Origin of the sequence: Methylobacter svalbardensis (assembly GCF_037671525.1) — a bacterium.
Taxonomy (GTDB): Bacteria; Pseudomonadota; Gammaproteobacteria; order Methylococcales; family Methylomonadaceae; genus Methylobacter_A; species Methylobacter_A svalbardensis.
In genome coordinates this window covers 1-13,044 of sequence record NZ_JAWPOH010000030.1, presented here as the reverse complement: position 1 = coordinate 13,044, position 13,044 = coordinate 1, and the positions used below count along the sequence as shown (strand labels likewise).

Sequence of the window (13,044 nt, the reverse complement as noted above, 5' to 3'; positions counted from 1 at the left end):
AAGGATGTGAAAAAATAAATCAAAATGGGGTTCATGTAACTAAAAACGGCTAGCAAGTTCTGGAGCTGCCATCCATGGCTACTGGATCCCGGCATTCCCTGCCGGGATGACGAAGTCTTATTATTTTCTACGCTCCGGCATCTTTCACCTTGTACCTTTCACCTGCTTTTAAGTCCTGTATTCCGCATTGATTTTCACATATTCATACGACAAATCGCAGGTTAACACTTCCTGTACAGCATCGCCGCGACCCAGTTTGACGGTCACGGTGATTTCTTCCTGGTTCATCACCCGCTGCCCGGCTTCCTCGGTGTAATCGTCGGCTCTGCCGCCGTTTCTGACGATGCAGACATCATCCAGATACAGTTGCACGTTTTCCAGCACCATGTTTTCGACGCCGGCGCGGCCGACTGCCGCCAATATCCGTCCCCAATTCGGATCGCTGGCGAAAAAAGCGGTTTTCACCAGCGGCGAATGGGCGATGGTTTTACCGACGCGCACGGCTTCTGCATCGGTCAAGGCCTGCCCGACCACGATGCGCATCAGCTTGGTTGCGCCTTCGCCGTCCCTGACGATGGCTTCAGCCAGTTGTTTGCAGACGGCCATCACCGCATCGGCAAAAATCTTATAATTTTTGCTGTCCTGTTTGATTTCGGGAGCCAGCGAGCAACCGCTTGCCATCAATACGCAGGCGTCATTGGTCGAGGTGTCGCCATCAACGGTAATGCGGTTGAATGATTGTTCAACGGCCAGCGCCAGGCAGTTTTGCAACAAGACTTGGTCGATTTTCGCATCGGTGGCGATAAAGCCCAGCATGGTCGCCATATTGGGCTGGATCATGCCCGCGCCCTTGGAAATGCCGTTGATGATGATGGTTTGACCTTCAATTTCGATGACCTTGGATACGCCTTTGGCAAAGGTGTCGGTGGTCATGATCGCCTGGGCGGCCTTGTCCCAGTTGTCGGTATTCAGGTTGCTTACAGCTTCCCGCAAGGCGGCTTTGATTTTTTCTACCGGCAGCGGCTGGCCGATCACGCCGGTAGAAAAAGGCAGCACCTGGGTTGCTGCGCCATCCACGACTTTGGCAAGGTCGGCGCAGGTCGCCAACGCATCCTTCATGCCCTGCTCGCCGGTGCCGGCGTTGGCATTGCCGGAATTAATCAGCAGCCAGCGCGGACTATGAGCCAGATTCGCTTTTGCCACATGCACGGGCGCAGCGCAAAATGCGTTCTGGGTAAAAACCGCCGCACAGGTCGAATGCTCGGCCATTTGTATCACCAGAATATCATCCCTGACGGTTTGTTTGATGCCTGCACATGCGGTACCCAGCGTCATTCCAGGTACTTCGTGCATGGTCGGGAAACTGCATTGCCCTACTGCCATAAGTTAAGCCTCGTTAAACCTTAAAAAACACAAACACGTTATCGATTTTTTTAATTTCCGTGCTCATCAGTTGGCATTGTTTTTTTAGAGCCTCTAACTGTTGCGACTGTTCACTGATCGCAAAAGGTAAAATCAATTCCACTTCTATCTGGCCGTCCAGATAATGGATTCTAAAATCATCTATAACCAACTTAACGTCCACCAGATAGCGATTCAACAATCGCTGCACTTCCCCGCGAGACAGCGGCCTGGATTGCTCTTGCAAACTCTCGTCATCTTCGGGATCGACATGCACCAGCACATCCATCACGTCGTCAAAACGCCTGATCAAGTCATCCCTGACCCTATCGCCTATCATGTGTCCTTCAGAAACAGTAATGCGTGGATCAACGACGATATGCGCATCGATCAATGCATCCTCGCCCATTTGCCGGGTACGCAATAAATGGATGCCTTCAACGCCGTCAATCGCATGAATGGCAGTTCTGATGTCGGCGACCAGTGCGGGCGGCAATGAGGTATCGACCAGTTCCTTGATGCTTTCAAGCACCAGGTTCAAACCGATTTTAGCCACCATCAATGCGACTACGACGGCCGCAACGCCATCAGCCAACGGATAGCCCATCATCACCGCACCTATGCCGAACAAAACCACCAGCGATGAGATCGCATCACTGCGCTGGTGCCAGGCATTGGCCAGCAGCAATTTGGACCGGGTCTTTTTGGCGATGCGCTTGGTGTATTGGTATAGCCATTCGTTAATCAGGATTGACAGGGTCGCAACGCCCAATGACAACACGTTGGGCACAGGCAGATGCTCGGGATCCGCCATGCGCTCCATGACCGACCAGACGATAGCGCCGCCGATCGCGATTAAGCTACCCCCCAAAATGACCGTCGCGATGGTTTCAAAGCGACGATGGCCATAAGGGTGTTCATGGTCAGCCTCGCGACTGCCCAACTTAACCGCAATAATCACCAGCAGGTCGCTGAGCAGATCCGATAGCGAATGAATACCGTCGGCAATCAGCGCCGCCGACTGCCCAAGGATGCCAAAACCGATTTTGATCAGCGTCTGGAGAACATTAATCGCCGCCCCGACATAGCTGGCCCTGGCTTTTAGTTTATCCATTTTTACGGCATCTGAAACTTCAGCCATTATTCGTCTTCTTCCAAAATAATAATGTATTCATGATTGCCTGAAATGGCTCGTAGGTTGGGTTAGGCGCAGTCCAACTTACGAATCTCCCACTTCCAGAATGATAATGTATTCATGATCACCTGAAATGGTTTCCAGTACCTTATGGCCATTGATTCGGCACCAGGTCGGAATGTCCTGCATCACACCCGGATCGGTACAGATAACCTCCAGCTGATCGCCCGCTTTAAGCTGTTTGACCTTATCCTGGGTGCGAATGACCGGCAACGGACACAGCAGGCGGCGGGCATTGAGAATTTCCCTGTTCATATAAACCATTCTTGTGGAATTTCGTCCGCAGCAAAAGGCTTGACCTGAATAATCCGTTCGGAGCCGTCCTTGTCAGTAATACTCACATCGACTTGTTCCGCATCGCGCCCTTGGCCGTAGCGGGCGGTAATTCTTGCGGCCAGGAACAAGTCCTCGGCGGAAGGCGAGCCATCCACCAGCACCAGTGGACCGGGATGACTGGCGCAACTCAGGGTAATAAATTCTTTTTTGTAACCCTGCATAAAACGGCCTTCGCCTTCTTCCCTGGCTACGATGACTTTAAAATTTTGCTCCGGCCTGATGTGCCTGCCGACTTTCAGCAGCATCACGTCGTCCAGGTCATATTGTTTATCGCCGTCACGCGCTTTCCATAGATCGACCAGTTTGGACGAATAACTGGCATCGGTCAGAAAACAGCAGCCGCCCGCAGGCTGGGCATAGTCATCAAAGCCGAATTGCTCGGCCATCGCCATCTGCGGCTTGCGCGAGCGTCCGCTAAAATCGTGCAGTTTTTCCCGGTCGACCCAGCCTTCACGTTCCGGCAGCGTTGCCGGCAGATTCTTGGCGCACAAAGGCCGCAATAATAAATCATCGGCACCCGACTCTCGGGCCACTATCGGCATCGTCGCTTTGCGTTGCGACATCGGCCGTTGGCCGATCACTTCGCCGGTGATAATAAAATCGAAATCATTCTCGACTATCCACTGTTTGGCCTTGTTGACCATGAAAATCTTGCAATCCAGGCAAGGATTCATGTGCGCGCCGTAGCCGTGTTTGGGGTTAATCAGGACGTCTTTGTATTCCTCGATCACATCGACGATATGTAGCTTCATGCCCAGCTGTTCGGCGACCCATAAGGAGTTATTGCGTTTAGGTTTGGCCTTGTCATGGGCTCTGATCGCGTGGGTGTGGCCTTCTACGCAAAAACCGGTAAAGAAGTTGATCCCTTCGACATGAACACCCTGCTCCATGATGGTTTTCGCCGCCAGCATTGAATCCAGCCCCCCGGAAATTAACGCCACTGCTTTTCTTTGTTTACTCATATTCACTCAAAAAAAATTGAAATTGTTGGCTATTGTACCGGCTTATTTTCCAAAGTGACTTTCAATTACATGTACCGGCGTCGTAGGTACGCTATGTACATCATGACTACCTTTCCTCAAGCGGATACGGCGTACTCCGGCCTACAACCGATCCAGCGGACTGATCACACCTTTGCCGCCTTTGTTTAACACATGTGTATAAATCATTGTCGTGGCGACATCGCTATGTCCCAGCAATTCCTGGACAGTGCGGATGTCGTAACCCGCCTGCAAAATATGCGTCGCAAAACTGTGGCGTAAAGTGTGCGGAGTAGTCGGCTTGGCGATACCCGCCGATTAAGCCGACCGCTTAACATAACGTTGCACCTGCTTTTCTTCAACATGATGACGACGTTCCGATTTGCTGCGCGGATCGACGGAATAGTTTTTAGCCGCAAACACATATTGCCATCCCCATTCTTTCGAAGCGTTGGGATACTTGGTTGCCAACGCATCCGGCAACCACACATCGACCTTGCCCAGAATAACATCCTGCTCGTGCCACTCCCGACGCAACGCCAGCTGAACGCGCATCGATTCAACCAGACTCTCCGGCAACATAGTCACCCGATCTTTGCCGCCCTTACCGTCACGCACGATAACTTCCCTGCGTTCCAGCTCAACATCTTTCACCCGTAACCGCACCGCCTCCATCAAACGCATACCGGTGCCATACAATAACTTGACGATCAAGCCAATCGGTTCCGGTGATGTGGAGGCCTCGTTTAATAGGGCCTGTATTTCCTGGATGGTGAGCACCACCGGCAAACGCCGGGGCTTTTTCGAGCGCTCAAAATTATCCAGCCACGGCAAATCGACGACCAACACCTCGCGGTACAAAAACAAAATTGCCGACAGCGCCTGATTTTGTGTAGAACTGGACACATGCCGCTGCGTAGCCAGATAAGTTAAAAACGCCTCCACCTCAAGTGCACTCATTTCCAAGGGATGGCGCTTTTGATGATATAAAATAAACTGTTTAATCCAGGAGAGGTAAGTTTTTTCCGTACTCAAGCTATAGTGCTTAAAACGAATTTTGTCGCGGACTTGGTCGAGTAATTTTTTGGGTTGTGCCGATGTCGTATTTGTTTGCATGACCTGTCGCCTTGACTTATACTCTAGCCCAGTAAAAACAATAAGATAATTTTAATTAAAATGATTATACGACATATCGCCTGGATTATTGGACAATTGTTGTCGTATATATTACGTTAGGCATGGGGAGCCAAATGTCATCGGAAGCTATCTTCGGAATTATTATCGCAAGTGTCATTATCCTGTCCTTTGTGAGTAAGCTTCTGCCGAAGCGTCGGCCCAAGGAAAAACACTTTAAGTGCGCACGTTGCGGCGCAGTTTCGCATCATACCGAACGTACCATCGAGGCATGGCGCAACAACAAAACCAAGTTTTTCTGCCCAGCGTGTCATGCCAAGTGGCTTCAATCCAAGCCGCCTCAGTTTTCCCGTGGCCGTGGCAGTGCCGGTTCAGGCTGTCTCGGTATCGTTGTTTTTTTCGCGTTTATTCCGCTGGCAGGCTATCTTCTGGTGCGAGCATATGCCTAATGCCTAACATAGCGGTCAAAGGGACGCGCCGCCCTAAGGCGGTTTTGAAGGTTGGTTTTTTTATCGGGTTCAGTGGCTTCGCTTGGCTTTCTTTAGCGGCGCGCCCCTTACCTTTACGTTATGTTCAAAAAAGTTCTTGATATTCCGTACGTATAGTCGTACGCTTAATTAAGGAGGTATTTATCATGACTATTTTGAATGCTACAGAAGCTCGTTCTAAGCTATACACCCTAATCGACGAGACCATGGAAACCCACCAACCTATTGTAATCACGGGGAAAAGGGGTAATGCGGTTCTTGTCTCTGAAGAAGACTGGAACTCCATTGCTGAAACTCTCCATCTACTCTCTGTACCTGGAATGAGAGAGTCAATAAAAGAGGGGATGAAGGAAGACCTATCAGAATCTTCTAAGGAGCTCGATTGGTAAGTTGGGAGCTGTTGTATACCAAACAAGCACAAAAAGATGCTAAGAAACTGTCAGCATCTGGGTTAAAGAAAAAAGCGCAAGCACTTCTCGAAGTGATAAAAGAAGACCCGTATCAAAACCCACCTCCATATGAAAAGTTGGTGGGTGATTTATCCGGTGCATATTCAAGACGAATCAATATTCAACATAGGCTTGTCTATCAAATCTATGAAGAAGAGCACGTAATAAAAGTCATTCGTTTGTGGACGCACTACGAATGAAAATTGAACATAACAAAAACGTTCAACTCGGACATACCTTCGCGGTGATCGGGGTGATCTTGTCTGACCCTCAGCACTAATTTTGCTAGCGGTTTTTTAATCGCTTATTTTGGATATTGTGCATCAATTGGCGGTTTGCTGGCGCGAAACCACCTTATAGCCCTTATCTCAGCCAAAATTAATCCTGGCTTCCAGGTCATTACTGGAATCGGCATTTTTCAGCGCTTGTTCCAAACTGATTTTTTCTGTTTTGTACAGTTCAAACAACGCGTCGTCAAACGTCTTCATGCCTTTGCTGCCGCTCGATGTCATGGCCGATTTAATTTCATTTAATTCCCCTTTTAAAATCAGATTCGCTATATGCGGAGTGTTGATCATCACTTCAATAGCGGCACAGCGCTTCCCGGCTATATCGGGAATCAGGCGTTGGGAAATAACGCCATTTAAATTGACGGCAAGATCCATAAACAATTGCGGATGATATTCATGGGGGAACATATTGACTACCCGCTCCATAGCCTGATTGGCATTGTTTGCATGCATGGTCGAGATGCATAAGTGACCGGTATTAGCCAACTCCAAAGCTGCCGACATGGTTTCCCGGTCCCGAATCTCGCCGATTAAAATAACATCGGGAGCTTCCCGCAAACAGGCTTTTAGCGCTCTGGCATACGAGTCAGTATCTACGCCGACTTCGCGCTGATTGACGATTGATTTCAGGTTCGGGTGCGAAAATTCGACCGGATCTTCAATAGTTAAAATATGACCTGCCGAATTAGCATTGCGGTGGTTAATCATGGCCGCCATCGTGGTTGATTTTCCCGATCCGGTGCCGCCTACCATTAATAACAGCCCCCGTTTGGCCATGATTAATTCCATTAAAATATCCGGCGTGCCTAAATCCTTACCGGTAGGAATTACCGAAGGAATCAGCCGCATAACGAGACCGACGGTTCTGCGTTGATAAAAGACATTGGCGCGAAACCGCGCACTGCCATCCGGCAGACTGATCGCAAAATCCAGGTCTCTGGCAACAATAAACTCGTTTTGTTGTTCCTGGGTCATAATCCCGAAAGCCCCCGATTGCGTTAATTCGGGAGTCAGCAGAAAGTCATCCATGGAGACAGCACGCCCGGAAATTTTGACTTTAACCGTCGAACCAACTGTTAAAAACAGATCGGAGGCATTCAATTTAGCCATTTCCGCCAGATACGGAAGAATATTTAAACAACCATCTTCCGGCATTGCACCCAGAATCTGATAACTTACCGTTTCCGGCTCAGCAGGTTCGATGTTTACTTGTCCTGAGTCCGGGACGACCAATAACACCAAGCCGCTACCCTCAAACTTGGCACTCACCGTAAATTTCTCGCCCTCCGGCGCGGCGCAGTTAAACATTAGCGCCTTGTTTTGGATTAATTCCTGTTTCTGCGCGTCATTAAGCAGACCAAAGGCAATTTCTTTTATTATATTTGGGCTTAGCTCATTTTTGCCCAAGGGATATTCCTCCCCGGCTAATCCCAGGAGTGCCGGAGAGCCGGCTTTTAAAGACAAACTATCCGCTTTTTTTTCCAGCATTAATTTTAAATAAGGTGTTAGGCTCATGTCGGCATCTGGTTTTGTATGGTAAAAAGGGGGTTAAAAAACTGCCTGCATCACTGCCATTAAGTTGAGGATTTGGCGTTGTGTGGGCGCGAATTTATTCGCGCCCACAATATTCAATCATCACTTTTTCAGCCTAACTTAATGGCAACGACACTCCCGCGTGGGAACGCGGGAATGATTTTTCTCTTAAGTTGGCACCTATGGTTTACAAACTCCGTCCCGCTTAGGAAAAAACCACGAATTCTGTCCCGCTTAAGCAGTAATTCCTTAGTTTCTAACAATTTCCTTGGTTATATTTTCTGATGGAAAACTATCATCCTCATCGCCACCATCATTTTTTGATTGCAACGAAAGCCCGCCTAGCGACCGGTCTTCACCGGAGGCTAGTTTGATCTGCAAGCGCAACTCATTTTGGGAGTCGGCATTTCTTAAGGCTTCTTCGTAATCTATTCTGCCCGCCTGATAAAGTTCCAACAAAGCCTGATCGAAGGTTTGCATGCCCAGTTCGCGGGATTTGGCCATCAACGGCTTGATGCTGGAAGCCTCGCCTTTGGCGATATAATCCGAAATCAACGGTGTATTTAATAAAATCTCAATGGCTGCACAACGCCCACCATCAACGGTTTTAACCAGACGCTGAGAAATAATGGCGCGTAAATTGACCGAAATATCCTGCATCAATTTCGTCTGGCTCTCAATAGGAAAGAAACCTAAAATCCGGTCGATAGCCTGATTGGCATTGTTCGCATGCAAGGTAGCTAAGGCCAAATGGCCGGTTTGAGAGAACTCCAAGCCGTAATTCATAATCTCGGCGCTACGAATTTCTCCCAACACAATAACATCGGGAGCCTGGCGTAAGGTATTATGCAACCCCGCTTCCCAGCTCTTGGTATCGACGCCGACTTCTCGTTGCATGATGATACAGTTTTTATGGGCATGCACGTATTCAATAGGGTCTTCCAGGGTGATGATATGGCCGTAACTGTTCTCATTACGATGGTCGATCATTGCTGCCATAGACGTTGATTTACCGGAGCCGGTACCGCCGACCATGATAACCAGGCCGTTTTTGTTCATCATCACTTCTTTTAAAACAGACGGCAATCCCAATTGATCGAAATTGGGTATTTCTGCGGCAATTACCCGGATAACCAAGCCCTGGCAGCCTTGCTGAACATAGGCATTAACCCGGAACCGGGATAACCCGGCAGGCGCAATCGCAAAATTACATTCTTGCGTTTCTTCAAACTCCTTAAGCTGCTTGTCATTCATGATGCACTGCGTCAGGGCCTTGGAATCATTAGCCGATAATGCCTGCTGCGCAACCGGTGACATTTTGCCTTTGACTTTTATTGCAGGTGGAAAACCGGCGGTAATAAATAAATCAGACCCTTCTTTATGTAACATAAGTTTTAATAACTTAATCATAAAGTCCATCGCTTCTTTTCTTTCCATTGACTTCCCCCCTGTATTGGTTGTCTATAATTGGTTTTATCCTGAATGGAATAATACCCCTTGATTATAATTTTAATTTTTAAAGATACCTAAAAAAACACCTGCCAGTTGGGTTTTATCCAAAACGGACAACAGCATAGCTTAGCCCGGCAAACTGATTTGGAACGCGCCTAATCTTTCCGGCGGTAATTCCAGCCAGCTGGTGATCGTCCACAGTATAGCGAGCGGTTCCCTTTCTATTGAGACGGTGAAAGTATTATCCAATTCAGGAAAAAAGATTATTCGCCACAGAGAGCACGAAGAACTCGAAAAAAAACAATCCTATTAATTCAATAGATTGACTCCGCTAACGATGAGTGCGGGAAAGATTAATCTTATCATGCTGATCGGCGTCGAAAAACAATCCTTTTTGTCGAATCCCGATAGCATAAAAGCTAGACAATTCAGAGCAGCTGCATGGAAACAGACATAAAACCAGGGTCGCCAAACGACAGACTGGCTTACCTGGACACCCCGCCAGTCGCACAACATTAGCAATCAACATCTGATTTAACGCACCATTCTTGTGCGTCACCTAAGATACGGTTTTAACAACATCCTCTCAAAACCTTAGCTGCGTAAGGTTCCAGGAACTATGGCTTGCTTATTGCTTTACATCAAAAATGTATTGTTTCATTTTTAACGCATAACTAAGGATAAATCACATGCTGTCAGAAACTGAACGTTTCGAAACTTTCTCCCCCTATATTCGGAGCGTTGCCCAGTGCAAGGAAATTCTCCGCGATTTGAATGGAACCTGGGGACTGGTTTCCGCCATTGCGGAAATCAGCTGCCCCACAGAAGCCGCCACCATACTGCCGGCGATGGAAGCGACAAAAAAAGGTTTTGCCGATCTTGAAAGCAAACTGACCAGCCAGCTGGTATCCGAAGAAATCAAAAAGACCTGTCTTGAACTCGAATCCAAAGCGCAAGTATCGATAGATATTCTGGTACGCAACCTGTATGAGCGCACCGCAGACATCGGCTTTCTGGCGACCAACGCCGATATCTGCAATTTTGTGCTGGCCTCCGTAAGCGGCGAAAGAACCGATATAAATTCACTTAACCAACTGCTTGACGAATACGGCTTAAAATATACCGTATACGACGATATTATCATTTTGGATACCGACAGCCGCATACTGGCCAGACTTGACCGCAACACGCCCACAGTCACTCAAAGCATTTTCGACCCGATTATCCGCCAGACCTTGCACTCAATAGAGGATTATGTCGAAACCTTTGGCAAAACCAATCTCCGCCCGGGCATAGACCGGGCTCTTATTTATTCGAAACGCATCGTCGATCCGGTCGATGATTCGGTGATCGGCGTTTTGTGTTTATCGTTTCGTTTTGATAACGAAATGAAAGGCATCTTTCGCAGCCTGCAAAAGAAAGGAGACAAAGCTGTCATGTTGCTGCTGGATGCCGACTCGGTCGTCATTGCCACCAGCGACTACGACCATGTACCGATCGGCCGCGTCATTGAAGCCGTTCCTGAAGGAGATCACTACGGCATGCTCGACTTTGCCGGACGCGAATATCTGTCGGTAACGCACAGAGGCCGTCCCTACCAGGGTTATACCGGACAGGAATGGTACGGACACGCGATGATTCCATTGCAGTCGGCATTCGGTTTTTCCGCGTCCGACAAGGAGATCAATGCCGAAATTCTCCAGCATGGCGACTCGCTGTCTACCGAGCTGTCGAGCCTCATTGCCGACGCCGCCGAAGACATCAACCTGTTTCTGCACCGCGTGATCTGGAATGGTCAGGTCATGGCGACTAACGAGCACGGCAACCTGTTATCGCTGAAGGCGATTCTAAAACAGCTTCGTTCGATGGGAGCTCGAACTGCGCAAGCGCTTGCCGACTCCAGCAGCAAGCTGCATACCACGATGATTACCTCCGAACTGCGCAATGCCGAATCCATCGCGCGGCTGATGATCGATATTATGGATCGCAACCTGTACGAGCGCAGCAATGATTGCCGGTGGTGGGCGCTGACTTCGGAAATCCGGCGCATTCTCTCCGAAGGCCGCCTGAGCGCCAATGATAAAGCCAAAATCACCGACATCCTGGTCTACATCAACAAGCTTTACACCGTCTACACGCGCCTTTTTATCTACGACATCAAAGGCACTATCGTCGCCGAGTCCAATCTGCATAACGACCCCATGGATGCCGTAGGCAGACAGGTGCATGCCTCGTACGCGCAGGAGACTTTTTCCTTGCGCTCGCCGCAGGAATACCGGGTCTCGCCCTTTGAAGAATCCTGGCTGTATGGAAGCAATCCCACCTATGTTTACAATGCCGCGATCCGCCATATTGACGACATCAACAAAGTGGTCGGCGGCATCGGCATCGTTTTTGACTCTACGCCCGAATTCAAGCACATGCTTGAAGATTGCCTACCCGACAAACCCGGCGCTTTCGGCCTGTTTGTGGAACGGCCCAGCGGCCGCATTATTGCAGCAACCGAAGCTTCCAATTACCAGAACGGCGAGATTCTTTGGATAGACCCTGAATTTTTTGAGCTGCAAGAAGGCACAGGAAAATCCAAGATCGTGCTTTATAACAAAAAGTACTATGCGGTCGGCTGTTACTCGTCGCGAGGATACCGCGAGTTTAAAACCACAGGGGACTATCATAACGATGTCGCTGCGTTCGTGTTTATTCCGATCGGCGAGAAAGCCGAGACTACCGGTTCCGAACAACGCGTAGCCATCACTTACCCGCAAGAGCCGATAACCGGAGATGTTGTCGATCTGGCAACGTTTTACATCGGCTCGGAAGTTTACGCATTTCTTGCCGCCGACGTGTTGGAAGCCATGGATGTTACGATGATCAACAGCCTGCCCGGCGTGAAATCCTATATCGTCGGCAGCGTCATGTATTGCGATAACAGCCCCGACGGCATCAACGAAAAAATCCCGATCATCGTCATCAGCGGCCGGATTCTGACCAACACGCCCGTTGATTCGGATAGCTTGGAAAAGAATAGCGGTGCAATCATTGTTGTCCGGACCCAAGCAGGCCCGATTGGCCTGTTGGTTGACGGACTTGATGCAATTCCGAGCTTTGAAACATCGCAAGTTCAGCCGGTTAATGAATTATTGCGTGGTGACGGTGGCTACGTAAAATCATTGGTCAACATCCCTGAAAGCAACACGTCCGGAAAAATGCTTATCGTATTGAATCAAGAACTGATTCTTGCGTCGGTTCGCAAGCAATAACTATATCTGCTCGCGGATGGTTTTATCAATACTTGGGGTAAAGGAGGACAGACTCCAGCCCCTATAAAACATAAATTCCTGATTCCCACGGCTCCAAGGGAATCCCGATAATATAAAAGCTAAACAACCGTCTCAGCAGGTGACTAAACATCCCGTGTGGTACATCACTCATGCCACTAATAAAAACGCATGCCGGCCAAAGAAAGACGACGCCCAGAGTCGTTGGATCAACGACTTGGTAAAACGGCGTAATGCCAACATCGCGGCGGTGGCGGTAGCCAACAAGAACGCACGAGTCGTCTGGGCCAGAGGCAGCAAAGATCTCATTAACAGGCCGGATATAGGGTAGCAACTGGGTTGGCTGACCGTAGCGATCAAAGAGAAAAAGATTGCAAAACGGCGGGGAGTCGCTATTTTTGCGACAGCTTTTATGGGCATCCCTGCCCAACAAGCGGCAAAAATCACGCGACCGCTGATGCCTGCGGCTGCCCCAGCCGTCCTGGTCACTCGATCGCTACCCAACAAG

Annotated in this window: 10 protein-coding genes and 2 pseudogenes; 5 read left to right on the top strand and 7 right to left on the bottom strand. The window is 49.0% G+C overall.

Annotation, left to right across the window (positions count from 1 at the left end; translation table 11 throughout):
• Positions 1 to 168: 168 nt before the first annotated feature.
• The 5 genes and pseudogenes from argJ to RW114_RS12300 form a co-directional block, all read right to left on the bottom strand.
• Positions 169 to 1,383 carry a bifunctional glutamate N-acetyltransferase/amino-acid acetyltransferase ArgJ gene (gene argJ, locus RW114_RS12320; RefSeq protein ID WP_340123056.1) on the bottom strand — a complete coding sequence of 405 codons (1,215 nt, stop codon included), beginning with the start codon at positions 1,381 to 1,383 and terminating at the stop codon, positions 169 to 171.
• Between the two features lie 13 nt (positions 1,384 to 1,396).
• The gene (locus RW114_RS12315; protein ID WP_340123055.1) at positions 1,397 to 2,542 is read right to left on the bottom strand and encodes a cation diffusion facilitator family transporter; all 1,146 of its coding nucleotides are present in this window, start codon (positions 2,540 to 2,542) and stop codon (positions 1,397 to 1,399) included.
• Between the two features lie 78 nt (positions 2,543 to 2,620).
• Entirely contained in the window at positions 2,621 to 2,851 is a 231-nt protein-coding gene (locus tag RW114_RS12310) for a sulfurtransferase TusA family protein (RefSeq protein ID WP_340123054.1), read from the bottom strand.
• Complete coding sequence (locus tag RW114_RS12305; RefSeq protein WP_340123053.1) at positions 2,848 to 3,894, bottom strand: tRNA (5-methylaminomethyl-2-thiouridylate)-methyltransferase; 1,047 nt, start codon at positions 3,892 to 3,894, stop codon at positions 2,848 to 2,850. The genes RW114_RS12310 and RW114_RS12305 overlap by 4 nt, the downstream gene beginning before the upstream one ends.
• Positions 3,895 to 4,035: 141 nt before the next feature.
• A pseudogene (locus RW114_RS12300) lies at positions 4,036 to 5,028 on the bottom strand (integron integrase).
• Positions 5,029 to 5,162: 134 nt separating this feature from the next.
• Here RW114_RS12300 and RW114_RS12295 point away from each other — a divergent pair.
• The 3 genes from RW114_RS12295 (at position 5,163) to RW114_RS12285 (ending at position 6,183) form a co-directional block, all read left to right on the top strand.
• Entirely contained in the window at positions 5,163 to 5,495 is a 333-nt protein-coding gene (locus RW114_RS12295) for a hypothetical protein (protein WP_340123052.1), read from the top strand.
• A gap of 185 nt (positions 5,496 to 5,680) precedes the next feature.
• Positions 5,681 to 5,923, top strand: coding sequence for a type II toxin-antitoxin system Phd/YefM family antitoxin (locus tag RW114_RS12290; RefSeq protein ID WP_340123051.1), 243 nt, complete (start codon positions 5,681 to 5,683; stop codon positions 5,921 to 5,923).
• On the top strand, positions 5,917 to 6,183 hold the full coding sequence (locus tag RW114_RS12285) for a Txe/YoeB family addiction module toxin (RefSeq protein WP_340123050.1): 267 nt from the start codon (positions 5,917 to 5,919) through the stop codon (positions 6,181 to 6,183). The genes RW114_RS12290 and RW114_RS12285 overlap by 7 nt, the downstream gene beginning before the upstream one ends.
• A gap of 168 nt (positions 6,184 to 6,351) precedes the next feature.
• On the opposite strand, the gene RW114_RS12280 is transcribed toward RW114_RS12285, so the two are convergent.
• Positions 6,352 to 7,788, bottom strand: coding sequence for a PilT/PilU family type 4a pilus ATPase (locus RW114_RS12280; protein ID WP_340123049.1), 1,437 nt, complete (start codon positions 7,786 to 7,788; stop codon positions 6,352 to 6,354).
• Between the two features lie 267 nt (positions 7,789 to 8,055).
• Positions 8,056 to 9,243, bottom strand: a complete 1,188-nt coding sequence (locus RW114_RS12275) for a PilT/PilU family type 4a pilus ATPase (protein ID WP_340123048.1) — start codon at positions 9,241 to 9,243, stop codon at positions 8,056 to 8,058.
• Between the two features lie 704 nt (positions 9,244 to 9,947).
• On the opposite strand from RW114_RS12275, the gene RW114_RS12270 reads away from it, so the two are divergent.
• Both RW114_RS12270 and RW114_RS12265 read left to right on the top strand, forming a co-directional pair.
• Positions 9,948 to 12,518, top strand: a complete 2,571-nt coding sequence (locus RW114_RS12270; protein ID WP_340123047.1) for a chemotaxis protein CheW — start codon at positions 9,948 to 9,950, stop codon at positions 12,516 to 12,518.
• A 202-nt stretch (positions 12,519 to 12,720) separates the two neighbouring features.
• A pseudogene (locus RW114_RS12265) lies at positions 12,721 to 12,867 on the top strand (IS110 family transposase); the annotation flags it as partial.
• Positions 12,868 to 13,044: the final 177 nt, after the last annotated feature.

Coding starts and splice junctions, on each gene's coding strand:
- argJ (WP_340123056.1), bottom strand. CDS start 1,383: ATGGCAGTAGGGCAATGCAGTTTCCCGACCATGCACGAAGTACCTGGA.
- RW114_RS12315 (WP_340123055.1), bottom strand. CDS start 2,542: ATGGCTGAAGTTTCAGATGCCGTAAAAATGGATAAACTAAAAGCCAGG.
- RW114_RS12310 (WP_340123054.1), bottom strand. CDS start 2,851: ATGAACAGGGAAATTCTCAATGCCCGCCGCCTGCTGTGTCCGTTGCCG.
- RW114_RS12305 (WP_340123053.1), bottom strand. CDS start 3,894: ATGAGTAAACAAAGAAAAGCAGTGGCGTTAATTTCCGGGGGGCTGGAT.
- RW114_RS12295 (WP_340123052.1), top strand. CDS start 5,163: ATGTCATCGGAAGCTATCTTCGGAATTATTATCGCAAGTGTCATTATC.
- RW114_RS12290 (WP_340123051.1), top strand. CDS start 5,681: ATGACTATTTTGAATGCTACAGAAGCTCGTTCTAAGCTATACACCCTA.
- RW114_RS12280 (WP_340123049.1), bottom strand. CDS start 7,788: ATGAGCCTAACACCTTATTTAAAATTAATGCTGGAAAAAAAAGCGGAT.
- RW114_RS12275 (WP_340123048.1), bottom strand. CDS start 9,243: ATGGAAAGAAAAGAAGCGATGGACTTTATGATTAAGTTATTAAAACTT.
- RW114_RS12270 (WP_340123047.1), top strand. CDS start 9,948: ATGCTGTCAGAAACTGAACGTTTCGAAACTTTCTCCCCCTATATTCGG.